We start from the raw sequence: 26,074 nt of genomic DNA, 5'->3' as shown, positions 1-26,074 counted from the left end.
TTTTATTTTGACAAAGATTTGAATTCAGAATCTTAATTCACTTGATAAATGTTAAGAAATGTCTTGACGGATCCTGCTCAACGATTCGGGCGTAATGCCGAGAAAAGAAGCGATATAAATTAAAGGTGTTCGCTGTATTATTTTGGCTGGAGCCGATGATAAAAAAGTCTGGTATTTTTCTTTGGCAGGAATCATTTGCAGTTTTAAAACACGATCAGCCATACATAGGTAGTTCTGTTCGGCAAGAATTCTTCCGACACGTTCCCAATTTGGAATTTCGTTATACAAAAACTGCATATTTTCGAAAGTAATCGAAAGGACTTCGCAATCTTCAATACACTGAATATTTTCAAAAGAAACAGATTGATTTATAAAACTGGAATACGAAGCTATAAAGCCATCATCACAACTTAAATACGTAGTGATTTCTTTTCCGTCTTTGAGGTAATAAACTCGTGCTAAACCTTCAACAATAAAGAAAATCTTGTTGCTGATTTTTCCCATTGATGAAAGATATTCTTTGGCTGTAAAATATTCATATTCAAAACAAGAATCGATCTTTTCGATTTCATTTTCAGAAAACGAAGCGATCGATAGGATTTGTTTTTGTAATGAAGGATGCATTTATAAAATTTCGATTAATTCTGAAGCAGTATTAATAACCACTTTTGCCCCGCTAGATTTCAATTCATCTTCTGTTCTGTAACCCCAAGTTACACCAACAGGAAACATATTGGCGTTTACGGCCGTTTTCATATCAATATCAGAGTCACCCACAAAAAGGATTTCTTCTGGTTTTAAATTCCATTTTTTACTGATTTCAATCGCTTCAAACGGATTTGGTTTTTTAAGTTCTTCTGTGCTTAAACCAATTGCAGTATCAAAATGATTTGGAAATATTTCTGTTGCTATTTTCTTGGTCAATTCATCGGCTTTGTTGGAGAAAACCGCCATTTTGATGTTTTGAGAAGTCAGTTTTTCAAGCAGTTCAACAATTCCGTCATACGGTTTTGTTTTGAGTGTACAGATTTTAGTATATTCATCAACCATACATTCAAAACAACTTTCGATTTCATCATCAGAATTGTTTGCGGCTGGCAATGCTTTGCTTACCAAATTTCGTAAACCGCTTCCGATAAAATATTGGTAAGTATCGTAATCATGCGTTGGGTAACTTAGAGCGGTAAGTACTTTATTCATCGCATCTGAAATATCGTGTAATGAATCGACTAGCGTTCCGTCTAAATCAAAAATAATTCCTTTAAATTTCATTTTGTATTAAATATTTTGAGCCAGAATAAACCCGCTTGTCCAGGCATTCTGAAAATTATATCCGCCTGTAATGGCGTCGATATTTACAATTTCGCCAGCAAAATAAAGGTTTTCGTGAATTTTGCTTTCCATGGTTTTGAAGTTGATTTCTTTTAAATCGATTCCGCCAGCGGTAACAAATTCTTCTTTAAAGGTACTTTTTCCGTTAACTTTAAATTCGGCTTTTGTTAATTGTGAAGTTAGATTTTGCAATTGAATTTTCGATAAATCAGCCCATTTTGTTTCCGAATCAATTCCCGAAGCTAAAACTAAACTTTCCCACAAACGGTTTGGAAAATCAAAAGGAGATTTTTTAGAAACCGCTTTTTTAGCGTGTTCTTGTTTTAATTCTTTTAGGATCTTTTCAGCATCTTCAAAATCAACATCATTTAGCCAATTCACGAAAATGGTAAATTGATAATTTTTGTCGTGCAGAATGCGTGCGCCCCAAGCTGAAAGTTTTAAGATTGCGGGCCCGCTCATTCCCCAATGCGTGATTAACAAAGGGCCTGTCGATTCTAGTTTGGTATCTTTTACATTTACGGTAACTTGTGCAGCAACGCCTGGCAATTCTTTAATTCTGGAATCTTTGATGTTGAAAGTAAATAGGGAAGGAACGGGACTTACAACAGCATGTCCGTGCTCCTGTAACATTTCCCATATTTTAGGATTGCTTCCCGTTGCCATAACTAATTTTTCGGCAGCATAATTATCCGTTTGTGTATCAATTTTCCAATGATTTTCTTTTTTGAAAATGGATTGTACACTTTGTCCTGTCAAAACTTTTATACCTAATTTTTCGGTTGCTTTTAAGAAACAATCTATAATGGTTTGTGATGAATTAGAAACAGGAAACATTCTACCGTCTTCTTCGATTTTTAATTCGACACCATGTTTTTCGAACCATTCAATGGTATCACCAGAACAAAATTGATGAAATGGGCCTCGAAGTTCTTTTTCGCCTCGAGGATAAAACTTTACTAATTCATTAGGTTCAAAACAAGCGTGCGTCACGTTGCATCGTCCGCCACCAGAAACACGAACTTTAGAAAGAACTTCTTTTCCTCTTTCTAAAATGGCAATTTTTAGTTTCGGATTTTTCTCTGCAATATTAATTGCGGTAAAAAAACCTGCAGCGCCTCCGCCAACGATTATTATGTCGAAATTTTTGATCATATTTTTTTGTTAGCCACTCCCGATAGCTATCGGGATCACGAATTATTTATTGAACCCTGATGAACTTTGTCAAAGTTTTAAACTTTGACAAAGTTTCTCGTAGCTTATTTTTATATGTTGTCAGGATTATCAGAGATAATTCCGTTTACTTGATAACTTTTTACTTTTTGAATGTCTTCTTCTGTGTTTACTGTCCAAGGTAAAACCAGAAATCCTTTTTCCTGCATTTGTTGCACATTTTCTTCATTCAATAAATTAAAATCGGGGTTAATGGCTTTTGCTTTTATTTTTTTGGCGAAAGCCAAAGCGGTATTTATATCTTCTTCTGTTAAAACACCTATTGGGATATTCGGATTTAGGTTTGAGGTTTCTTCTAGCATATTCCATTCAAAACTTGAAATAATAAAATGCTCGTATTTCCAGTTTTTTTCTGAGATATATTTCTCAATTAATGCAACAACCTTCGGTGCAGTTCCTAAGCCTTTTAATTCGATATTGATTAAACATTTTTTGTCAACCAAATCAAAAACCTCGTTTAAAGTTGGGATTTGATGCTTTCCATCAATCAAAAATGATTTTAATTCTGCTAGAGTAAAATCACTCACTAAACCTTTTCCATTGGTTGTTCTGTCGATGGTTTCGTCGTGAATTACGATTATACTTTCATCTGAACTTAGATGAACATCAAGTTCAATTCCGTCTGAATTTAAGTCTAGGGCTTTTTGAAAAGCTTGTAAAGTATTTTCAGGTTCGTAGGCTTTGGCGCCTCGATGTGCAATTTTTAGCATTTTGCAGTATTTTTTCTAACCGCAAAGGTCGCAAAGTTTTACGCAAGGTTCGCAAATAAATTAGTGAAAATTAAATAGCCACGAATTCACGAATTTTTATTTTCAAAGATTATCAAAAATAATTCGTGAATTCGTGGCTAAAAAAACTTAGCGACCTTTGCGTAAAACTTAGCGGTTAAATTTTAAAGCATTTCCAGTAAAACAATATCAAACTCATTGTCGATAATCACTTTTCCATCAATAACTTCGACTTCTTGATTTGAATAAGCATCTTTTAGTTTTGTTCCGTTTGGGAAGACATCACCAACTGGAAGTTCTTTTCTGCCTTTTGGTAAATCTACTCCCATAACTACTTTATCTGTAAAAGAACCTTTATTAAACGTTCTGGAAAAAGTATAAGGATACGGATTAATTAGTTTATGAACTCCAGCACCAACCGCAGGATGATTTCGTCTAAACTGGCCTAATTTCTGCCAATGCAAAAGTGTTTTTTGTGTTTCAGGATTATTTTGAATATCCTCCCAATTCATATTAGAACGTAAAGTAGCATCGCCCTGAGTGCCTTCAATAACTAAAGATCTAGCTGATTCATCTCCATAATAAACCTGAGACATTCCAGGAGAAAGCAATAGTTTGTTTGCTGTTTCAATGCTTTTTGTTCTGTTGGCATCAAAAGGCTGTCCGTCGTCATGAGAAGACATATAGTTAAGGACAGAATATCCTTTTAAATCATTGTTAAGTGCATTTGAATATTTAGAAAATAAACCTTCGTAATCGTTTTGGGCAGCATTCCATTTGAATTCAAAGTTGATCATGCTGTTAAAACCATTTTGGAAATAATTGACTTTTCTATCTCCAAAATCATAATCCTGACCGCCACTGATTCCGTAGCCGTAAACTTCGGCAATGGTGTAAAACGGATTCTGATCTAGAACTTGCATCGGATGATGTTTTTTCCAAGTTTCAAAAGCGTACTCACATTCTTTTTTGAAATCTGCCCAGACGTTTTCATCAGTATGTTTTACAGTATCTCCTCTGTAACCATCAATTCCGAATTCTAGAATATAATCGGTGAGCCATTTTATAATGTAATACTTTGGACTTCTTGGATAACCTGTCCTTTTAAAGAATTCGTCTAATGAAGCGATTTCTTTTTCGTAACGACCTTCTTTTTTCCATTTTTCAATTAAAAAAGGAGGGAGCGCTACTTCCTGAGTACTTTCTGTTCTAACATCTGGAAGATTATCAACCAAAGTACACATCGTTGTATTTTCGAACGATTTGTAATCGCAGACAACGCCTGTTCTAACCCAGTCTGAAGGCCAAACAGGATCTTCTGGAGTTACAGGTCCCGTATGATTAATTACGCCATCCAGAATTATTCGGATGCCTTTTTCATGTGCTTTTTTTACCAAATTGGCCAAATCTTCTTTTGTCCCAAAGTTTGGATCTAAAGCCGTCCAATCTTTTGCCCAATAGCCATGGAAGCCGTATGTAAGCCCAGTTCCTTCGTCAACACCATCGTGAATCTGTTCTACAATCGGCGTAAGCCAAATGGCATTAATTCCTAATTTTTCAAAATATCCTGATTCAATTTTTTTTGCAATTCCGATGATGTCACCGCCTTCAAATCCGCGTAGTTTTCCGGGAGTTTTGGTTCGGTTGAAATTGACGTCGTTAGAAGTGTCTCCGTTGTAAAAACGATCTGTAAGTAAAAAATAAACATTTGCTCCTTCCCAAACGAAAGGTGTTTTTGAAGTATTATTCATTGTAACTGATTTTGAGCCAGAACAACTCATTATTAAGAATACTAAAGGTAAAAAAAGGAAAGAGTATTTTTTCATTATTTTAGAATAATTTAGGATGGATTGTGTTGAAAAAAATAGCCACGAATTCACGAATTTTTATTCTTAAAGACTGTAAAAAATAATTCGTGAATTCGTGGCGGAAAAATAGTTTCTCGCAGATTTCGCAGATTCGGCAGATTTTCTTTTTTAAATTATCTGCTTAATCTGTAAAATCTGCGAGAGAGAAAATTTTGTTATTCCAATTCTAAAACCAAAGCTGATTTTGGTTCTAAAGTAATTTCAGAAGCTAAATCGAATGTTTTTCCTGTGATAACATCTTTACCAGATTTAAAGTTTTTGATGTTTTCTTTAAAACGATTTGTTTTTACAACCTGCTCTTTTGCATTGTTATTGAAAACAACCATAACCGTTTTAGCATCAGTATATCTGAAATAAACGTAAGTGTTATTTTCTGGAATATAATGTGTCATTTTTCCGAAATGAACTGCTTCGTTTGTTTTTCTCCAGTTGAACAATTTTGAAGAGAAATCAAAATAGGCAGCTTGTTCGGCAGTTCTTCCTTCTTTTGTAAAAGCGTTGTTTTTATCGCCAGCCCATCCGCCTGGGAAATCTTGACGAATATCGGCATCACCACCTTTACCTTTATCACCGCCCATTCCAATTTCTGAACCGTAATAAATTTGAGGAATTCCACGAACTGTTGCTAATAAAGTCATTGCAAGTTTGTATTTTGGTAAATCATATTTGAACTTTTCATTCATACGATCTGTGTCATGATTTTCGGAAAAAACCAAAATATTATTGGTATTTGGATATAAAAAATCCATTGCAAAATTGTTGTAGAATTTAATCAATCCGCTGTCCCAGTTTGGTTCATCTTCACTGAAAGCAGAAGTTATCTGACTTTGAAGGGTAAAATCCATTACACTTGGTAAATTCGAATTGTAGTTTTCGATAGCGCCAATTTTACTGTCTTTCTGCCAAAAAGCTAAATTCGCCTGATTGTGCATCCAGATTTCTCCCACAATATTAAAATTAGGATATTCATCTGTAATGGCTTTTGCCCAATTTGCCATAGCAGTTTTATCCGAATAATTATAAGTATCCACTCTGAATCCGTCAAGATTTGCGAATTCAATCCACCAAATGGCATTTTGAGTTAAGTATTTTGCAACAAGAGGATTTCTAAGATTCAAGTCTGGCATTGAAGGTACAAACCAGCCGTCAACACAAACTTCCTGATCTATTTTTGAAGCATGAATATCGGTAATAACTTCACGACGGTGATGTGTTTGTGTGAAAGTTTCAAATTGATTGAACCATGTTTTGGTCGGAATATCTTTCATCATCCAGTGGGTAATTCCCCAGTGATTGGTCACATAATCCATAACCAATTTCATGTTTTTTTTGTGCATTTCTGCAGAAAGACGAGCATAATCGTCATTAGTTCCGTAACGTGGATCAATTTTGTAAACATCAGATTGTCCGTAAGTATGGTATGAATGCTGTTTGTCATTGTCTTCGCATAAAGGCGTGCTCCAAATTGCAGTTGCACCAAGTGACGAAATATAATCTAAGTTTTTGATGATTCCTTCTATATCGCCACCGTGACGTCCGCTTGGATCTTGACGATTTCCTTTTTCAGTTAAAGAAGCGTCGCTGTCGTTTTTCGGATTTCCGTTAGCAAAACGATCCGGCATGATTAAGTAAATCAAATCAGAGGCGTCGTAGCTTTTTCTTTCTGCCGAATTTGCTCTTCTTTCTTTAAGAACATATTTTTGTTTAAAAGCAACTTTATTATTGTTTTTAAAGGAGAAAACTAATTCAGGTGCTTTTACATCTTTTGTATCAATAGTTACGAAAAGGTAATTTGGATTTTCTGTTTTTTCTACATTTTTAATTGCAACATTATTAGAAACCGAAGCTTCATATTGTGCAATATTTTTTCCGTAGAACATAATCTGCAGTTCCGAATTTTTCATTCCTGCGTACCAAAATGGTGGTTCTACTTTTTGGATTTGCGCTTTCGTGGAAGCGGAAAACAACAGAACCATTAAAACTAATTTGTAGAATGTGTGGTTGAATTTTAGGTTATTCATAGTAAAGATGAATTTAAACCATATAAGAAATGTAAGAACATTTAAGGCAAAAACTGGGGAGATTTCTATTTAAATGGACTTACATTTCTTATATGATTAATTAAAATTATTTTGTTTCAATAATGCTTATCGCATATCCTCCTCCTGGAGCAGAAAACTGAGATAATTTTGATTTGTTTGTTACAGCAATTTTCTTGATGGTGTAAGCTTGCGGATTTGTTTTGTAATGTGCATCTTTTGCATCAGCATAAATTGTAGCTGTGTATTTTTTTCCTTTTTCAAGGAAGCTGAAATCGATGTTTGATGTACGTGGCGTTTCTCCGTTTACGTTTCCAACGAACCAGTTGTTTGTTCCTTTTGCTTTACGAGCAACAGTGATAAAATCTCCTGGCTCAGCCTCGATATATTTACTTTCTGACCAATCTACAGCTACATCTTTAATGAATTGGAATGCATCTGGGAAACGGTTGTAGTTTTCTGGAGTATCAGCAGCCATTTGTAATGGGCTGTACATAGTAACATATAATGCCAATTGGTTTGCAATTGTACTGTTTACATGCGATTTGTTATCTGGATTCATTTTGCTGATATCCATTTCGAAGATCCCCGGAGTATAATCCATTGGACCACCGATTAAACGTGTAAATGGCAATACCGTTACGTGATTTGGTTTAGAACCACCAAAAGCTTGGTATTCTGTTCCTCTTGCTGCTTCGTTTCCAATTAAGTTTGGATACGTTCTTGCAATTCCTGTTGGGCGAACTGCTTCGTGAGCGTTCACCATAATTTTGTAATCAGCTGCTTTTTCGATTGCGTATTGGTAGTGGTTTACAATCCATTGATCGTAATGATTTTCACCTCGTGGCAAAATATCTCCAACATAACCGCTTTTTACCGCATCGTATCCGTTATCTTTCATGAATTTGTAAGCCGCATCCATATGACGCTCGTAGTTGCGAACAGATCCTGAAGTTTCATGGTGCATGATGATTTTTACATTTTTAGATTTTGCATATTCGTGCAAACCTTTCACATCAAAATCTGGGTAAGGCGTTAAGAAGTCAAAAACATAATCTTTAGAATGTCCAAACCAGTCTTCCCAGCCTTCATTCCATCCTTCAACTAAAACGGCATCAAAACCATTTGCAGCAGCGAAGTCAATGTATTTTTTTACGTTCGCATTGTTTGCTCCGTGCGTTCCGTTTGGTTTTGCTTTTGAGAAATCAGAAACTCCTAACTGAACTGTTGGAAAATCGTTTGTGTATGACCAAGAGCTTTTTCCTGTAATCATTTCCCACCAAACGCCAACATATTTTACTGGTTTAATCCAAGAAGTATTTTCAATTTTTGAAGGATCGTTTAAGTTATAAGTCATTTTTGAAGCTAAGATTTCTCTAGCATCATCGCTCACGATAATCGTTCTCCAAGGAGAGTGATTTGGCGCTTGCATGTGACCTTTATCTCCTTTTGCATCTGGCGTTAACCAAGATTCGAAAACTAAGTTTTTATCATCTAAATTCAAGTGCATACAAGAATAGTCTATCAAAGCCGCTTCGTGTAAGTTGATGTAGATTCCGTCAGCAGTTTTTAACATCAAAGAAGTTTGAACTCCTGTTGGCGAAAAAGATCTTTGCGAAACGTTTGCTGTATACGCTTTTTGAGATAAACCTCTAATTTCAGATAATTTTGATTTTGTATAATCGTATTCCTGAGTATCGTAATCTCCAGGAATCCAGAAAGCCGTATGATCTCCAGTCATCGCAAATTGAGATCTTTCTTCTTTGATTACAAAGTAAGTAAGATTCTTTTGCGCTGGAAACTCATATCTGAATCCTAAACCGTCGTCGAATAAACGGAAACGGATAATGATTTGTCTGTCTGTTCCTTTTTGGTTTAAAGTCACAGCCAATTCATTATAATGATTTCTGATGTGATCTACTTCTCCCCAAACTGGTTTCCAAGTCTCATCAAAAGTTGAAGTTTTAGTATCAACAACTGTAAAGTCATTCAACAAAGATTTTTTATCATCTTTAAGTTCAAGACCAAGTTTACTGGTTTTTACAACTTCTTTGTTTTTGTATTTTAAATTGTACGTTGGAGTTCCGTCGTTTTGAAGAGAAAATTCCATTACGAACTTGCCTTCGGGTGATTTTAACTGCTGCGCTTTTGCTACGGTGCTAAACGCGAACAAAATTAAACTTGCGAAAAATAAGTTTTTCATGTTTTTTTAGTTTTTTAGATGTATTGTAATTTATTTTATTTGTGCAAATTTACCAGCAACGACGGGGTTTCCGTTCACAATAATTGTTAAATCTTGATCGCCGTCTACAGTAAAAGTTGTTTCGTTATGATTTACAGCTACTTTTAAAATTTGGTTTCTGAAATTAATTTTAAAAGAGTAACCGTTCCATTCTTTTGGGATTTTTGGAGAGAAATGCAATTGGTCATTTTTAACACGCATTCCTCCAAAGCCTTCCACGATACTCATCCAAGTTCCGGCCATTGAGGTGATATGACAACCTTCTTCCACTTCTTTATTATAATCGTCCAAATCCAAACGAGAAGTTCTTAAATAAAATGTATATGCCATGTCCATTTTATCTAAAGCAGCAGCCTGAATCGAGTGCACGCAAGGCGAAAGTGAACTTTCATGAACCGTAAATGATTCATAAAATTCAAAATTGCGTTTTAATTCTTCTTTCGAAAAATGATCTTCGAAGAAATAAAAACCTTGTAAAACGTCAGCCTGTTTGATATAAGGTGAACGTAAAACACGATCCCAAGACCATTTTTGATTAATAGGACGTTGCGAACGATCTAAATCTTTTACAGGAACTAAATCTTTGTCTAAAAATCCGTCTTGTTGTAAGTAGATTCCAAGTTCTTTTGAAATTGGGAAATACATATCATCAGCTACTTTTTTCCATTCTTTGATTTCTTCAGAAGAAAGATTCACTTTTTCAAGAACGCGTTTGTGATCTGCAGGATATTCTGAAGCTACTTTTCCAATTTGTTCTGTAGCAAAATCAATACACCATTTTGCAATATAATTGGTGTAGAAATTATTGTTGATGTTGTTTTCGTATTCGTTTGGACCTGTAACTCCCAAAATCACATATTGATTTTTATCTTTTGAGAAAGAAGCTCTTTGGTGCCAGAAACGTGCAATTCCGATTAAAACTTCTAATCCTTTTTCTGGAATATAAGAGTAATCACCCGTGTAGCGGTTATAGTTGTAAATAGCAAAAGCAATCGCACCATTTCTATGGATTTCCTCGTGCGTGATTTCCCATTCGTTATGGCATTCTTCACCATTCATGGTTACCATCGGGTATAATGCAGCGCCGTTTTTGAAACCTAAATTATCTTTAGCATTTTCAATCGCTTTATCTAATTGATTGTAGCGGTACGTCAACAAGTTTCTTGCAACCTGCTGATCTTTTGTCGCCATGTAAAACGGAATACAATATGCTTCAGTGTCCCAATAAGTAGATCCGCCGTATTTTTCTCCGGTGAAACCTTTTGGACCAATATTCAAACGAGAATCTTTTCCTGAATACGTCTGGTTCAATTGAAAAATGTTGAAACGAATACCTTGCTGCGCTTTTACATCGCCTTCAATTGTAATATCTGACATTTCCCAGATTTTTGCCCAAGCTTCAATTTGGTTTTGAAGAAGTGCGTCATATCCTAAAGCAACAGCAGATTTGATTACTTTTTCGGCTCCAGCCAAAGTATTTTCGTGATTTAAAGAAACCGTATATCCACCAATTTTTTGAATTGATGAGGTTTGCCCTTTTGCAATAATAGTTCCGTAAGTATACTGAACTTTATCTACAGTTGAATCGATTGTTGATGGCGAAACGTTGATATTTTCTCCGTTTGCCAAAATCGTATTGTGCATAAAAGTCGTAACTTTAAAATGCGTTTTAAACGTTTGAGCCGTTACAAAAGCTTCGTTTGCAGCTTTTTTAACTTCAAGCGGTTCCCAGAACTTTTCTTCCCAGTTCGCATCTTCATTGGTTACACCAGCGTCAACATAAGGTTTGTAAACGATTTTTGCATCTTTGTTTAAAGGTGTAATATCGTATTTAATGATTCCGGCTTCGTCTAAATCTAACGAAAGAAAACGACGAACGTTTACTGAAATTTCAGTTCCGTTTTTAAGAACTGCTTCAAAAGAACGATTGTACCAACCTTCTTTCATATTCAATTCTCTGCGGAAGTTTCTAACTTCGGTACACGTGTTTAAATCAAGATTTTCTTCGTTGATTTCAATGTCAATTCCAATCCAGTTTGGAGCGTTAAGTACTTTGGCAAAATATTTCGGATATCCGTTTTTCCACCAGCCCACTTTTGTTTTGTCTGGATAATAAATTCCAGCAATATAACTTCCTTGAAAAGTTTCTGCTGAATACGTTTCTTCAAAATTGGCGCGTTGTCCCATAGCGCCGTTCCCGATACTAAAAAGACTTTCAGAAGATTTTACTCTCTCCGCATCAAATCCTTCTTCTATAATTGACCAATTGTCTGGTTTTATATAATCTTGGTTCATCTCTTTTTAATTAGATAATTCGGCAATTTGATAATTAGATAATTGCCTTGGTTTTTAATAACTTTTACATTCATTTGAGTAATTGCAGCATTAGAAAATTTGTCGGTGAGATTAATTATCTCATTGACACATTTTCTAATTAACCAATTAATTTCTCAATAAAGCTTGTTTCGATTTGGGTAAAATCTTTAAAAATGTGTTCAGCTTCATGTAAAATTGTTTCCTCACCAATTCCCACACTTACCATTTCTGCGATGTTTGCTGCCTGAATTCCGGCAACAGAATCTTCAAATACAATTGAATTTTTTGGATCAATGTTTAATAATTGAGCCGCTTTTAAGAATACTTCAGGATCTGGTTTTGCATTACTGACATCGTTTCCGTCAACAATAGCATCGAAGTAAGACAGAACCCCTGTTTTTTCTAAAATTGGTCTTGCATTTTTACTGGCAGAACCTAATGCAATTCCTTGGTTTTTATCTTTTAATAGTTTTAGAATTTTTAAAACTCCTGGAAGAACCTCACTTTCATCCATGTCAACTAAATAAGATAAATAATCTTCGTTTTTTTGAATTAACCATTTGTCTTTTTGTTCTTGAGTAGCCTGAACATTTCCTAACCCAAGTATAATGTCTAGCGAGCGAACGCGACTAACACCTTTTAGAAGTTCGTTGTCTTCATGTGTAAAATTGATATTTAACGATTTGGCAATTTTTTGCCAAGCCAAAAAGTGGTATTTAGCGGTATCAACGATCACTCCGTCAAGATCGAATATGAATGCTTTTTTGCTCATTGTATGGAAAATTCTTTATTATGATTTTTGAGTAAAGTCGTCTACATCTTTTACTTTAGAAACTAAAGCAGCAGCAATTAGAAAACTAACTCCGCTTGTAACTAAGGCATAAATTGCGTCTCCATTGTAAAGGTATTTTACAATTGGACCACCGATTAGAGCATTTACAATTTGTGGAATAACAACAAAGAAGTTGAATATTCCCATGTAAACCCCCATTTTTTTAGGTGTAATTGAACCTGCAAGAATAGCGTATGGCATTGCTAGGATACTCGCCCAAGCAACTCCTATTAAGATCATTGGCAATACTACCCAGTCTTCGTTTGGCATGAAATAAATAGATATTAAACCTATTCCTCCAATTATTAGCGAAAGGGAGTGTGTTGCTTTTCGGCCAATTTTTTTAGCGATGTACGGAAGGAAAAACAATGCAACAATAGCAGAAACTAAGTTGTAAACACCAAATAGAATTCCGACCCAGTCTCCGGCATCTTGATATTGTTGGCTAGAAGTGTCTTCTAATGGCAGACCGTAAATGTGGTGCGCAATCGCAGGAGTTGTAAAAACCCACATTCCGAATAATCCAAACCAAGAGAAAAACTGCACCCAGCTAAGCTGACGCATGGTAGTTGGCATTTTTGCAAAATCGGTAAAGATGTCTGTGATTTTTGATTTTTCTTCTGAATCAGAAATTGCGTCATTTTGCGGATCTTCAAATTTTGCCAATTCTTCTGGAGAATATTCTTTGGTTGTAAATAAAGTTACTAAGATGGAACCGATTAAAACCGCCGCACCAATGATGAATGACAAGGTTAGATTTAACGGTACACTTCCTGGAACTGTGCTATTTGGCACACCAAAATACTTGGTTAAAATGTATGGCAATGCAGAACCAATTACGGCTCCAAAACCAATTAAAGAAGTTTGAATGCTAAATCCAGCAGTACGCTGATCTGTTCTTAAATTATCTCCAACAAGCGCTCTGAATGGTTCCATAGCAATGTTGAAAGAGGCATCCATAATCATTAGCATTCCTGCTCCAACCCATAAAGCGGGTAATACAGAAATGAAAATGTTAGCTTGTGGCATTAAAATTAATCCCACAGAAGCTAGAACGGCTCCCACTAAAAAGAAAGGTTTTCGTCTGCCGAATTTTCCCCAAGTTTTGTCGCTGTAATGACCAATTATTGGCTGTACTATTAATCCCATAAGAGGAGCAATAATCCAGAACCAAGAAAGTTCATGTACGTCGGCACCAAAGATTTGAAGAATTCTGCTAGCATTTGCATTTTGAAGTGCAAACCCCATTTGGATTCCTAAGAAACCGAAACTCATATTCCAGATTTCCCAGAAACTTAATTTACGCTTTTCCATTATCGTAATTTGTAAAAAATTATACGATAAGCGCTTTGCTTATCAAAACTTACTGTTTTTTCGAAGTAAAAGTAAAAGCCTTGACGGGCGTAAAATTATAAATTATTTTTTTATATATGCTAATAAAAAAGCCATAAATATTTTTTATGGCTTTAGAAAGTATTGATTTTAAGAAAATTAGTCAGTAGATTCTCGTTCTATGAGGTGGGTTTCGATAACTTCTGTGGTGTAATTTTCGGTATGTTCTTCGTCATCATCTTCTTCGGCTTCAAGTCTTTCGATAAGCATTTTAGCTGCTTTATTGCCCATTTTTTCACCGCTCTGGCTTACTGTTGTAATGGTTGGAGTAGAATATTTAGAAATAATTCCATCAGTAAATGCAATAACAGCTAAATCTTCAGGAACTTTTAATCCCATTTTGTTTGCTGTTTTAATAATTGTAACGGCAAAAAGCTCATTTACAGCAAAAACAGCATCAAAAGCTCTGGCGTGTAGAAGCTCAGAAATAGTTATTTCGCAAGTATCTACATCTTCAATTTTTATGATTAAATCTTCATTAAACGGTAATCCGTTATCTAATAAAGCTTTTTCGTAGCCATCAGTTCTCAGTTTTCCGACACTTACATAATCTACCGTAGTTACCAAGGCGATTTTTTTGCGGCCGTTATCAATTAAGCTCTGAACCGCTTCATAAGCTGCGGCTTTATCATCAATAATTACTTTATCGCAAAGAATATCATTAGTTACGCGATCAAACATAACTACAGGCATTCCTTGGTTGATTACTTCGGTTATATGATGGAAGTCACCTTTAAACTGTGTTTCTTTAGAAAGCGACATGATAAAACCATCGATGCTCCCGTTGGCTAACATTTCCATATTTAATACCTCTTTATCGAAAGAATCGTCTGATACACAGATTACTACACTGTATCCGTATTCGTTTGCAACTTGTTCTACTCCGTTGATGACAGTAGAGAAAAAATAGTGTACAATTTCTGGAATAATGATGCCTATACTCTTCGTTTTTCGGTTTTTTAAACTAAGGGCAATATTGTTGGGTTTGTAGTTGTAAAACTTTGCAAAAGCCTGCACTTTTAGGCGTGTTTCTTCTCCAATTTCGAGACTGTTTCTGAGTGATTTTGAGACAGTTGAAATCGATACGTCAAGTTCCTTTGCAATTTGTTTGAGGGTTATTTTGCGTTTCATGTAGTTAATCGAAAAAAATCTAATTAATAATAAAGGTGTATAATATTTTTGGTATTTGCAATTTTAACACTGAAAGATTACAAAAAATAGAAAGTTTTCAACACTACCACGTTTTCGTAAAGCAATAAAAAGTGCCTGCTGTCGAGCATGTTAATAAATTCATAATTTTGAAATTCGAAGTAAAATTAAAAACTTAACTAACGTTCAAAAACTCAAAACTAATTTAAACAAAAAGTATGAAAACAATTTACAAAAAGTTGTTATTTTTATTCCTATTGTTGCCTTTTACAGTGTTGGCTCAGAACACTTTAAAAGGAACTGTCGTTGATAAAACAACAGGGCAGCCAATACCAGGAGTAAATGTAAATGTACAAGGTGCTCCAAACGGTGCATCAACTGGATTTGATGGAAATTACCAGCTATCAAATGTTAAAAATGGTAACAAGATTGTTGTTTCTTTTATTGGCTACAAAACAGAAACAATTGAGTACACCGGTCAAAAAACACTTAACGTTACTTTAGAAGAAGACACCAATCAGCTTAAAGAAGTTGTAGTGCAAGTTGGTTACGGAACTGTGAAGAAAAAAGATGCAACAGGATCTGTTTCTCAAATTGCTGCAAAAGACTTTAATAAAGGAATTAACGTAACTCCTGAGACATTAATCAGCGGACGTATTGCTGGTGTAAATGTTGTTGGAGGCGGTGCTCCTGGAGCAAAGGCAGATATTAGAATTCGTGGAGGATCTTCTTTAAGTGCTTCTAATGAACCATTAATTGTTATTGACGGACTTCCAATGAGTAATTCAGTTCCTGATGGTGCAACTAGTATTTTGTCTACAATTGATCCTAATGACATTGAATCTTTTACTGTTCTTAAAGATGCTTCTGCAGCTGCAATTTATGGTTCTCGTGCTGCAAATGGTGTAATTGTTATTACAACTAAAAAAGGTACAAAAAGCGGTGTAAAAGTTAACTTTAGCTCTCAGGTTGGTATTAATACTGTTGCTAATACTGTTGACGTATTAAGTGCAGATCAATATCGTGCTTTAGTAAATGAAAAAGGTACTGCGGCCCAAAAGGCTTTATTAGGTACGGCAAATACTGATTGGCAAGATGAAATTTTCCATACTGCTTTAACAACAAACAATAATATTTCTGTAAGCGGTTCTTTATTCAATAAATTGCCAGCACGTTTATCTGTTGGAAATGTTGATAATCCTGGAATATTAAGAAACACTTCTTTTGAAAGAACTACGACATCGTTATCGTTGAATCCAGTTCTTTTTGACAATCACTTAAAAATTGACATTACTGGAAATTTAGCTTTTGGAAAAAATCAATTTCAAAATGAAGGAGCGGTAATTAGTAGTGCAATCATATTCGATCCAACACAGCCAGTTTATCAGTCAGGTTCTCGTTATGGAGGATACTTTGAATGGCTTGAGCCAAATGGAAATGTACCATTATTGCCAGCAAGAAACCCTGTGGCAAGATTAAATCAAGAAGACAGAAGAGCAACTTCTACAAGAAAATGGGGTAATATTAGATTAGATTATAAATTCCATTTCTTTGAAGATTTGAGAATCGTTGCAGAAGCAGGTATCGATGCATTTGATAGTGATGGTTATAATGCTATAAGTACTGAGAGTATTTTAGGATATCAGCCTACAACATTTGATAAAGGGAACTGGACTAATTTAGGAGGATATACGCATTATACAGATCACCGTCAGAACAAAAACTTAAATACTTACTTTAATTATACTAAAGATTTAGGAAAGTTTAAAATTGATGCTACTGCAGGATACAACTATCAGCTGTTCCAGCGTGAAGGATTTAATTCAGGAGATATTAAACAGCCAAATCCGCCTGCAGATGTTACTACAGATCCAGACGTTAACTTGCAATCGTATTTTGGACGTTTGAATTTAGGATACGACAGTAGATATTTATTAACTGTAAACTACAGAAGAGACGGAACTTCTCGTTTTTCTAAAGAAAACAGATGGGGTAATTTTGCGGGAGGAGCTTTTGCATGGAACGTTGCAGAAGAAGCTTTCTTAAAAGATAATGAGACTTTGTCTAGTTTGAAATTAAGAGTAGGTTATGGTACTACAGGACAACAAGATATTCCGCCTGCATACGATTACTTACGTCGTGTGACTTTAGGGACACTTAATACGCAATATGTTTTTAACGGAGTTATTTACAGAGCTGCAAGACCTGAAGGATATAATGAAGATATAAAATGGGAAGATCTTGCTGAGATGAACTTAGGAGTTGATTTTGGATTTTTTAATGAAAGATTGACTGGTTCGGTTAACTATTTTGATAAAAAATCAAGCGATTTATTAGCAAATATTCCTGTGCCAGATGGAGCAAATATTAGAAACCAAGGTTATAGTAACATTGGTAGTGTAAGAACAAAAGGGGTGGAATTCAGCCTTCAGTCTGATATTATTAAAAATGATAAATTAACATGGAATGTTGCAGTTAATGCAACTTACATTGACCAGAAAATCTCTGATTTAGGAAATACAATTCCTGGATTCCAAGGATATTTGACAGGAGATAATATTGCTGGAGGAACTGGAAACCAAATTTTAATACATTCAGAAGGATATGCGCCAAATTCATTCTTTGTATTTGAGCAATTATATGATGCAAACAAAAGACCAATTCAAGGTGCTTATGCAGATAGAAATGGTGACGGAGTTATTACAGATGCTGACCGTTACAAATTTCACAAGCCAACAGCAGATTATACTTTTGGATTGTACTCTACTTTGAATTACAAAAATTTCGATTTTTCAATGAACTGGAGAGCTAGTTTAGGAAATTATATTTTCGATAACGTAAGCTCTGATAAAGGATATTTAGAAGCAGGATTAAGAAGACAATCTGATTTAGCTAACATAACTACAGATTACTTTAATACTGGCTTTACTACTGAAAGTAACTCTAATGGAACACAGCGTAATTATTCAAATTACTTTATAAAAGACGCTTCTTTCATTAAGTTGGATAACATTGTATTAGGATATACTTTTAATAAAACGTTATTAAAAGCAGCGTCACTAAGATTTACAGCGGGAGTTCAAAATGTTTTTGTTCTTACAAAATACAATGGCTTGGATCCTGAAAAATTCAACGGAATAGACAATAACGTTTACCCAAGAGCTAGAACATTCTTGTTTGGAGTAAATGCAAATTTCTAATAGTACATTGAAAAATAAAATTTTAAAAATCAATAAAATGAAAATATCATTTAAATATATATCTTATTTTTTCCTATTAATTTTAGGATTAAATATGACGCTTACTTCGTGTACGAACGATTTAGATGTGAAGCCAACAGATGATGATGAGTTTCTTTCGGATGACTTTTTTAAAGATCCTGCATCTTACAAGCAAGTATTGGCAAAATTATATGCAGGTTTGTATGTAGGAGGAAATGATGGTGACGGGCAACCTGATATTTCAGGTCTTGGGGGTGATTTTAGCAGTTATTTGCGTTTGCTTTTTGTTACTCAGGAGTTTCCTACTGATGAAGCTATTGTTGCTTGGTCTGATGATGGTTTGCCAGCGATAAATGGACAAAAATGGAGTCCAAGTAACCAGTTTTTATACGGGATTTTCTCAAGAGCATTTTATGAAATTAGCGTTGCTAATGAGTTCTTGAGACAAACGACAGATGAAAAATTAACTGAGCGTGGTGTTGATACAGCAACAAAAGCAGAAGTTGAGAGATTTAGAGCAGAAGTTCGTTTTTTAAGAGCATTTTCGTATTATAATTTAATGGATTTGTTCGGGAATGTGCCAATTACTACTGAAAAAGACCCTGTTGGTTTCTTCTACCCAGAACAAAAAACCAGAGCAGAAGTTTTTGCTTTTATAGAATCTGAATTGAAGGATATCGATAATACTTTATCGCCTTCTAAAGCAAATGAATATGGAAGAGTTGATAAAACTGCAGCTAAATTTTTGTTAGCACAAATTTATTTAAATGCTAAAGTTTATATTGGAACAGAAAGATATAGTGAAGCTGCTACAGTTTGTAATGAAATTATAACAGGTTCTTCGTACGCTTTTGCAAATGTACCATATAACTATTTGTTTGCTGCGGATAATGATAGAAATGGAGCTCAAAATGAAGTTATCTTCCCAGTTGTTGGAGATGGTAATGCTATTAGAGCAACAGGAGGAGGAATGAGTTTTATTCTTCACGCATCTATTGGAGGAAGCATGGTGGCAGCTGATCAAGGTATGGACGGAGGCTGGTCTGGTATTAGAACAAGACCTGAATTTGTTCGACTATTCCCTGATGTAAATGCAGCTTTGGATAAAAGAGGAACTTTTTATACCAATGGACAAACTTTAGATGTTACCGATTATGGAGTGTTTACAAATGGTTATGCAGTTACAAAATATTCAAACATAAATTCTGATGGATCTGCAGCACAAAGAAATAATATTCCTGATACAGATTTCCCTATGTTTAGATTGTCGGATGTGTATTTAATGTATGCTGAAGCAACTCTTAGAGGAGCATCTACAGGTAATATTGCATTAGCATTAGAATATGTAAATAAAATTAGATTAAGAGCTAGTGCAGGTATTATTACGACTACAGATTTAACTTTGGATTTTATTTTAGACGAGAGAGCTCGCGAATTATTTTGGGAGTGTCATAGAAGAACAGATTTGATTCGTTTTGGTAAATTCACAGGATCGTCTAAAATCTGGCAATGGAAAGGTGGCGTTAAAAATGGTAGTGGTACAGACTCATTCAGAGATTTGATGCCTATTCCGTCACGAGCTATTCAAGCTAACCCAACTTTAAAACAAAATCCAGGATACTAACTAACCTTTATAAAAAAATAGACAAAATGAAAAATATATATAAAATTTTAATCGCATTTATTGGTGTATTAGCGGTGTCATGTAATGCAGACGATGTAGAAGAAAGACCAGTAATTGCACCAGAATCAGCACCAGTTTTGCTTAGCCCTCAAAATGATTTCAACATTGTTCTTACAAAAGAAAATGAAAATGAGATTGCTACAACAGTAATTTGGGATTATGCAAAGTATGATGGTACAGCAACGGTTATCAATTATACTATCGAGATTGCAAAAGCGGGAACAAAATTTGCGACACCAGTCACTGTTACTACTACTACAGCGCGTTATAAAGCTTTAACTGTTGCAGAATTAAACTCTGCTTTGGTTAATGGAGGTTTTATTGAGAAAGAAGAAAACAATGTTGATATTCGTATCAAAGCTACAGTTGGTACTGGAGCAGAAGCGCAATATTCTAATTTCTATACTTTTAAAGCAACTCCTTATCACACACCATTAGCAACTTCTCACTGGTTAGTTGGTGCTGCTACTCCAGGAGGATGGTCTTGGGATGGTGATGCTGAAACTGAATTCCCATTAGTAGTTGGTAAAACAGATGTTTATCAAGTAACAGTTGTTCTTAAAAGCGGAGAAGCGTTTAGAGAATTCTTAGGAAATAACTTTACAAGTAATGGTAACTGGGATGCAAGCCACAACTATACTTACTACTCTGGATTAGGTTATACTATTGATGACGAATTAGTAAACGCGGGTGACGGTGACAGTAACTTTAAATATACTGGACCAACTGGACCAAGAGTTTTAACTATTGACAATGGTGCGAAAAAAATAACATTAGACTAGTTTTTAATGTGTTATACAAAAAGGGCTATCTCCAGATAGCCCTTTTTTAATCAGACTAACTAACCGCAAACCACAAGATTATGAGAAAAATTTTACTATCAATATTTTTATTGATGGTAGTAACCGTTTTTGCCCAGCCTCAAACAGTTACTTACTCAATAAATCCTTCTACTTTTGAAGATACGATGCCTATTACCATTACAATTAATGGCAATAGTGTTAATGAAACTTCATGGGGAATCAGTACCACTAATGCATTATATCTTTGGTCATGGTCTTTTGATGTAAATGATATTAATCAATCAGATAGTCCCTCTAATGGAACTTGGACTTCATCCAACGAAGCAAGTGAATTTACCTATAATGCAGGAACCGATACATATACTAAAACAATTACCCCTTCTGCTTATTTCGCAAGAAACGGAATAGGAAGAATTGGTTTTTTGGTTAAAACGAAAGACGGAACGGGCGATAAAAAGTCACAAGACATTATAGTTGAAGTAGGATCTTTTCAAGTAACATTAACTTCGCCAGCCGAAAACAGTACAACGATTATTAACTCTGGTTCAAGTTTTAATATTACGGCAACAAATACAGGTGGAGCTGGAAGCTACACTTTGAAATCTAACGGAGTAACAATCAATACAAACGCAAGTACTTCAAGTTATTCTTATACACATGCTAATATTACAGGGAATCAGACTTATGAATTGATTGCAACACAAGGAACTACAGCCGTTTCAAAGAAATTTGGAGTGGTCGTAAATCCAAATACAGTTTCTGAAGCTATGCCAGCGGGTCTTGAGGATGGAATTAATTATAATGCTGCAGATCCTACAAAAGCAACTTTGGTTCTGGATGCGCCATTAAAAGACTTTGTTTATGTTGCAGGAAGTTTCAATAACTGGCAGCCAACATCTGCTTATGCCATGAAAAAAGATCCGACTACGGGTAAATTCTGGTTGGAATTAACAGGATTGGTTTCTGGTGTCAGCAATACCTATCAATATTGGGTTGTAGACACTACGCCAATTGCCAATTCGTCATCATTGGTAAAAATTGCAGATCCATATTCTACATTAGTATTGTCTCCTTATGATGATTCTTCAATTCCTGCTTCAAAATATCCAAATATGCCCGTTTATCCAGCGGGACAAAATTTTGAAGTGACAGTTTTAAAAACAGGACAGACTCCATACAATTGGCAGGTAACCAATTTTGAAAAACCTGAAAAAGAGAAACTAGTCGTTTATGAAGTTTTGGTTCGTGATTTTGATGCGTCAAGAAGTTATCAGAGTTTGATTGATAGAATAGATTATTTTAAAAATTTAAAAATAAATGCAATCGAATTAATGCCGGTAATGGAATTTGAAGGCAATGAAAGCTGGGGTTATAATACCTCATTTCATATGGCTTTGGATAAGTTTTACGGAACTTCGGATAAACTAAAAGAGTTTATTGATTTGTGTCACCAAAACGGAATTGCAGTAATTCTTGACGTTGCATTAAATCATGCCTTCGGAAGAAACCCGATGGTGAGAATGTGGATGAATGATCCAGATGGAGATGGTTTTGGATCGCCGACTGCAGAGAATCCTTATTTTAATACAGTAGCAAAACATAGTTATAGTGTAGGAGAAGATTTTAATCATCAATCACTAAAAACGCAGTATTATGTAAATCGAGTGATCAAACATTGGATTGAAGAATATAAAATTGATGGTTTCCGTTGGGACTTAACAAAGGGATTTACACAATTATGTACAGCGGGCGATAGTGCTTGCACCGATGCTTACAAACAAGATCGTGTTGATATTCTGAAAAAATATGCTGATTTTTCTTGGGCAATAGATCCAACGCATTATACCATTTTTGAACATTTAGGAACAGACGCAGAAGAAAAAGAGTGGGCTAATTACAGGGTAACAGAAACACCAAGTAAAGGTGTTATGATGTGGGGGAAAATGACAAAAGAGTATAATCAATTGTCGATGGGATATGCTTCTGAAAGCAATATTTATAGAATGAATAGTGCAAATCGTGGTTTTGCTGCCAATCGTTTAATGGGTTATGCTGAAAGTCATGACGAAGAACGTTTGATGTATAAAAATGTACAGTATGGAGCTGTAAATGGTGCTTATAATGTAAAAACATTAAATACAGCTTTGTCTAGAATGTCGGCAATTGGTGCGGTTTCATTAATGGTTCCAGGGCCAAAAATGATCTGGCATTTTGGGGAGCTAGGCTGGGAGAGTTCTATTTTTACTTGTAATGACAATTCAGTAAATACAGACTCAGACGCTACAGGGGGAGATTGTAAATTAGATACTAAACCACAACCTCAGTGGGTAAACAATTGGCTAGGGAATTCTAATCGTAATAAAATTTATAACGATTGGGCTAAAATGATTACACTTAAAAAAACTGAGCCAGTATTTTTAGGAACAGCAACAATGGCGAATGTTGCTTCTCTGGCAGTAAACATCAAAATTACAAACAGCAGTTTGACTTCTGCACAGCTGAAAGACGTTTTGATTTTAGCCAATTTTGATACTACGGCTCAAAACATTGCGACTGGTTTTCCGTATGCCGGAACTTGGTATAATTTAATGGATAATACTACTATTGCAGTAACAGATGTAAATGCTGCTATAAATCTTCCAGCAGGAGAATATAGAATTTACGGTAACAAAGTCGCAAATTTAGCGATAGAAGATTTTGAAAAGGGGAATTCTGTTAATCTCTATCCAAATCCAGTTGCAGATTATTTTACTTTAAATGCAGGTTTTGTAAAGGTTCAAATTTATTCTGTTTCAGGCCAGCTGGTCAAAAGTTTTAATTCTAAAGGCGTTCCAGATTCTCAATTTGGCGTAAGTGAATTGCAATCAGGATTGTACGTTGTAAAAGCTTCTGACGAAAACAACAAAACTCAGGTGATGAAGTTTATTAAAAGATAAACTTAAAAATAAATCTTAACAGATTAAAAATTTGGTTAGGTTAGTAATGAGAAAGGGCCGTTCTGCACATTGCAGACAGCCCTTTTCGATTTTTTTAAGATAGGTTTTATTTGTTTTTTCTTTTCGTATCGTTGTATTCTCCAATTAGAGAATAATATCCAAATGTTCCTAAACCCATAACAATAAGCGGTGTAAGTATAAATAAAATAATGGCACCAAATACCAGATCGTCTTGTTGGTCCGAAAGCAGTTTAGGTAAACCAAATTCAAAGACACAGAAATAAGCCGCTGCAGCCGCTAAAGCAATCCATAAAGCCCCTAAAACTTGTTTAATCGCATTCATTTTTTAAATTTTAAAGGTGAGTAGTTTTGTTTTTGTTGTCAATATAAATCATTCCAATTACAAAGCAGATTCCTGCAATAATAATCGGATACCATAATCCATCGAGATAAAAATCGGTTTTGCCAGCTGTTTTGGCGTGAGATACAAAATAAGTAGAAATAGCTGGAAGTAAACCTCCGAAAATTCCGTTTCCAACATGATAAGGCAATGACATAGAGGTATATCTAATTTTGGTTGGAAACATTTCGACTAGGAAAGCTGCAATAGGACCATAAACCATTGTTACAAATAGTACTTGAATAAAAACTAAGAAGGTTAATGTCCATTTATCGCTTGAATTAATTGTTACTGAAATGCTAGTTTGAGCATCTTTTTTGTGCATGTACGTTTTTTTCTCCACCACGGTTGTTCCATCTGTATATTTTTTTTCTGTAATTGTGATCGAACTTCCGTCAGCATTGTTTTCAGTTTTAATTCTTGGAGTTTCAAGAATCTCTGTTTTCTTGCTTACATCAGTCGTATCGTACATCATCTTGTAAATAGGTCTGTATGATAGTATAGCAATCAACATTCCGAACATCATTATATATTTACGGCCAATCTTATCGCTCAGCCATCCAAAAACAATAAAAAATGGGGTTCCAATTAAAAGAGCAATACCTAATAGTTCATCAACCTGCGAAGAATCGACATTCATTACTGTTTTCATAAAGCTCATCGCATAAAATTGTCCCGTATACCAGACAACACCTTGTCCCATGGTGGCTCCAAACAATGCCAAAAGCACAAATTTTAAATTGTATCGGTTTCCAAAACTTTCCTTTAACGGATTAGCACTTGTCGTTCCCTCTTTTTTAGCCTTTGCAAAAACAGGAGATTCATCCATATTTTTTCTAATCAGATAGGAAACTCCAACCATAGCAATAGAAACCCAAAAAGGAACGCGCCATCCCCAAAGATCAAAAGCTTCAGGAGAAAGTATATTTTTGGTAGCTAGAATAACCATCAGAGAAATAAATAAACCAACGGTAGCAGTAGTCTGAATCCATGAAGTCCAATATCCTTTTTCTCCCGGTGGAGCATGCTCGGCAACATACGTGGCGGCGCCGCCATATTCTCCTCCAAGAGCAAGACCTTGTAGTAAGCGTAAAATCAAAACCAATAAAGGAGCTAGAAAACCAATTGTTTCATAGCTTGGAATACAGCCTATCAAAAAGGTTGAACCGCCCATTAATAATAAGGTAGCCATAAAAGTATATTTTCGGCCAATAATATCTCCAAGCCTTCCAAAAAATAAAGCTCCAAATGGCCGAACTACAAATCCAGCGGCAAATGTGGCTAAAGTAGATAAAAATGCTGCGGTTGGATTGTCACTAGGGAAAAATTTTGTTGAAATTACGACAGCCAAACTGCCAAAAATGTAAAAGTCGTACCATTCAATCATGGTGCCCATTGAAGAGGCCGAAATTACTTTCCAAATGCCTTTAGTAGAAGTTTTGCTCATAAAACTGCTTTGAGATCTTGTTAATGAATGAAAAAGAAAAATACAGTTTTACGAATATAGAAGATATTTTTTTATTCAGTCAATACTTTTTTAACAAAAACTATTAATTTGTTGACATTTTGGATTTAAGAACTAAAGTAAATTTGAAGAGGTTTTTAACCGCAAAGATTTACGCAAAGGTTCGCAAAGTTATTTTTAAACTTTGCGAACCTTGCGCTTTTTTTCTTTGTGTACTTTGCGGTTAAATAAAACAGAAAAGTATAAAAAACAAAAAACCCGAATATTTCTATTCGGGTTTTGTGGTACCTCCAGGGATCGAACCAGGGACACATGGATTTTCAGTCCATTGCTCTACCATCTGAGCTAAGGTACCGTGCTTGTTGCGGGTGCAAATATATAATCATTTTTGGTTTGTGCAAAACATTTTTTAGAAAAAATCAATTCGTATCTTC

Annotated in this window: 17 protein-coding genes and 1 tRNA gene; 4 read left to right on the top strand and 14 right to left on the bottom strand. The window is 35.1% G+C overall.

What is annotated here, in order from left to right; all coding sequences use genetic code 11:
* Window positions 1-51 precede the first annotated feature (51 nt).
* The 11 genes from AAYQ05_RS20480 to AAYQ05_RS20430 form a co-directional block, all read right to left on the bottom strand.
* Window positions 52-624 carry a Crp/Fnr family transcriptional regulator gene (locus AAYQ05_RS20480; RefSeq protein ID WP_343545129.1) on the bottom strand — a complete coding sequence of 191 codons (573 nt, stop codon included), beginning with the start codon at window positions 622-624 and terminating at the stop codon, window positions 52-54.
* Window positions 625-1,272 carry an HAD family hydrolase gene (locus tag AAYQ05_RS20475; RefSeq protein WP_343545128.1) on the bottom strand — a complete coding sequence of 216 codons (648 nt, stop codon included), beginning with the start codon at window positions 1,270-1,272 and terminating at the stop codon, window positions 625-627.
* 6 nt (window positions 1,273-1,278) lie between these two features.
* Complete coding sequence (locus AAYQ05_RS20470) at window positions 1,279-2,487, bottom strand: BaiN/RdsA family NAD(P)/FAD-dependent oxidoreductase (protein ID WP_343545127.1); 1,209 nt, start codon at window positions 2,485-2,487, stop codon at window positions 1,279-1,281.
* Between the two features lie 110 nt (window positions 2,488-2,597).
* Window positions 2,598-3,275, bottom strand: a complete 678-nt coding sequence (locus tag AAYQ05_RS20465) for a glycerophosphodiester phosphodiesterase (RefSeq protein ID WP_343545126.1) — start codon at window positions 3,273-3,275, stop codon at window positions 2,598-2,600.
* Window positions 3,276-3,457: 182 nt separating this feature from the next.
* The gene (locus AAYQ05_RS20460) at window positions 3,458-5,119 is read right to left on the bottom strand and encodes an alpha-amylase family glycosyl hydrolase (protein ID WP_343545125.1); all 1,662 of its coding nucleotides are present in this window, start codon (window positions 5,117-5,119) and stop codon (window positions 3,458-3,460) included.
* A gap of 197 nt (window positions 5,120-5,316) precedes the next feature.
* Window positions 5,317-7,182: a glycoside hydrolase family 13 protein gene (locus AAYQ05_RS20455; RefSeq protein WP_343545124.1), complete on the bottom strand. Its 1,866-nt coding sequence runs from the start codon at window positions 7,180-7,182 to the stop codon at window positions 5,317-5,319.
* A gap of 106 nt (window positions 7,183-7,288) precedes the next feature.
* Window positions 7,289-9,403: a glycoside hydrolase family 97 protein gene (locus tag AAYQ05_RS20450; protein WP_343545123.1), complete on the bottom strand. Its 2,115-nt coding sequence runs from the start codon at window positions 9,401-9,403 to the stop codon at window positions 7,289-7,291.
* Between the two features lie 30 nt (window positions 9,404-9,433).
* Complete coding sequence (gene mdxK / locus AAYQ05_RS20445; protein WP_343545122.1) at window positions 9,434-11,737, bottom strand: maltose phosphorylase MdxK; 2,304 nt, start codon at window positions 11,735-11,737, stop codon at window positions 9,434-9,436.
* 139 nt (window positions 11,738-11,876) lie between these two features.
* On the bottom strand, window positions 11,877-12,530 hold the full coding sequence (gene pgmB, locus AAYQ05_RS20440; RefSeq protein WP_343545121.1) for a beta-phosphoglucomutase: 654 nt from the start codon (window positions 12,528-12,530) through the stop codon (window positions 11,877-11,879).
* Window positions 12,531-12,548: 18 nt separating this feature from the next.
* Complete coding sequence (locus AAYQ05_RS20435; protein ID WP_281634646.1) at window positions 12,549-13,904, bottom strand: MFS transporter; 1,356 nt, start codon at window positions 13,902-13,904, stop codon at window positions 12,549-12,551.
* Window positions 13,905-14,081: 177 nt separating this feature from the next.
* Complete coding sequence (locus AAYQ05_RS20430; protein WP_281634647.1) at window positions 14,082-15,113, bottom strand: LacI family DNA-binding transcriptional regulator; 1,032 nt, start codon at window positions 15,111-15,113, stop codon at window positions 14,082-14,084.
* A gap of 236 nt (window positions 15,114-15,349) precedes the next feature.
* Here AAYQ05_RS20430 and AAYQ05_RS20425 point away from each other — a divergent pair, with 236 nt between their 5' ends.
* The 4 genes from AAYQ05_RS20425 to AAYQ05_RS20410 all read left to right on the top strand — a co-directional run bounded on the left by AAYQ05_RS20425 (window position 15,350) and on the right by AAYQ05_RS20410 (window position 23,775).
* Window positions 15,350-18,331 carry a SusC/RagA family TonB-linked outer membrane protein gene (locus AAYQ05_RS20425; RefSeq protein WP_343545120.1) on the top strand — a complete coding sequence of 994 codons (2,982 nt, stop codon included), beginning with the start codon at window positions 15,350-15,352 and terminating at the stop codon, window positions 18,329-18,331.
* 37 nt (window positions 18,332-18,368) lie between these two features.
* Entirely contained in the window at window positions 18,369-19,976 is a 1,608-nt protein-coding gene (locus tag AAYQ05_RS20420; protein WP_343545119.1) for a RagB/SusD family nutrient uptake outer membrane protein, read from the top strand.
* 26 nt (window positions 19,977-20,002) lie between these two features.
* Entirely contained in the window at window positions 20,003-20,818 is an 816-nt protein-coding gene (locus tag AAYQ05_RS20415) for a SusE domain-containing protein (protein WP_343545118.1), read from the top strand.
* Window positions 20,819-20,898: 80 nt separating this feature from the next.
* Window positions 20,899-23,775 (top strand): alpha-amylase family glycosyl hydrolase, encoded by a 2,877-nt coding sequence (locus AAYQ05_RS20410; protein ID WP_343545117.1) that lies wholly within the window; start codon window positions 20,899-20,901, stop codon window positions 23,773-23,775.
* 106 nt (window positions 23,776-23,881) lie between these two features.
* Here the strand turns inward: AAYQ05_RS20410 and AAYQ05_RS20405 are convergent, their stop codons facing one another.
* The 3 genes from AAYQ05_RS20405 to AAYQ05_RS20395 all read right to left on the bottom strand — a co-directional run bounded on the left by AAYQ05_RS20405 (window position 23,882) and on the right by AAYQ05_RS20395 (window position 25,995).
* Window positions 23,882-24,118: a DUF6814 family protein gene (locus AAYQ05_RS20405; RefSeq protein ID WP_177211167.1), complete on the bottom strand. Its 237-nt coding sequence runs from the start codon at window positions 24,116-24,118 to the stop codon at window positions 23,882-23,884.
* Window positions 24,119-24,128: 10 nt separating this feature from the next.
* Window positions 24,129-25,622 carry an MFS transporter gene (locus AAYQ05_RS20400; RefSeq protein WP_343545116.1) on the bottom strand — a complete coding sequence of 498 codons (1,494 nt, stop codon included), beginning with the start codon at window positions 25,620-25,622 and terminating at the stop codon, window positions 24,129-24,131.
* A gap of 300 nt (window positions 25,623-25,922) precedes the next feature.
* Window positions 25,923-25,995 (bottom strand) — tRNA-Phe (locus AAYQ05_RS20395).
* Between the last annotated feature and the right edge of the window lie 79 nt (window positions 25,996-26,074).

Source organism: Flavobacterium movens (assembly GCF_039581425.1).
In the GTDB taxonomy this organism is placed as follows: domain Bacteria; phylum Bacteroidota; class Bacteroidia; order Flavobacteriales; family Flavobacteriaceae; genus Flavobacterium; species Flavobacterium luteolum.
The sequence above is the reverse complement of the archived record's forward strand: the minus strand, read 5'-3'. Positions and strand labels throughout refer to the sequence as shown.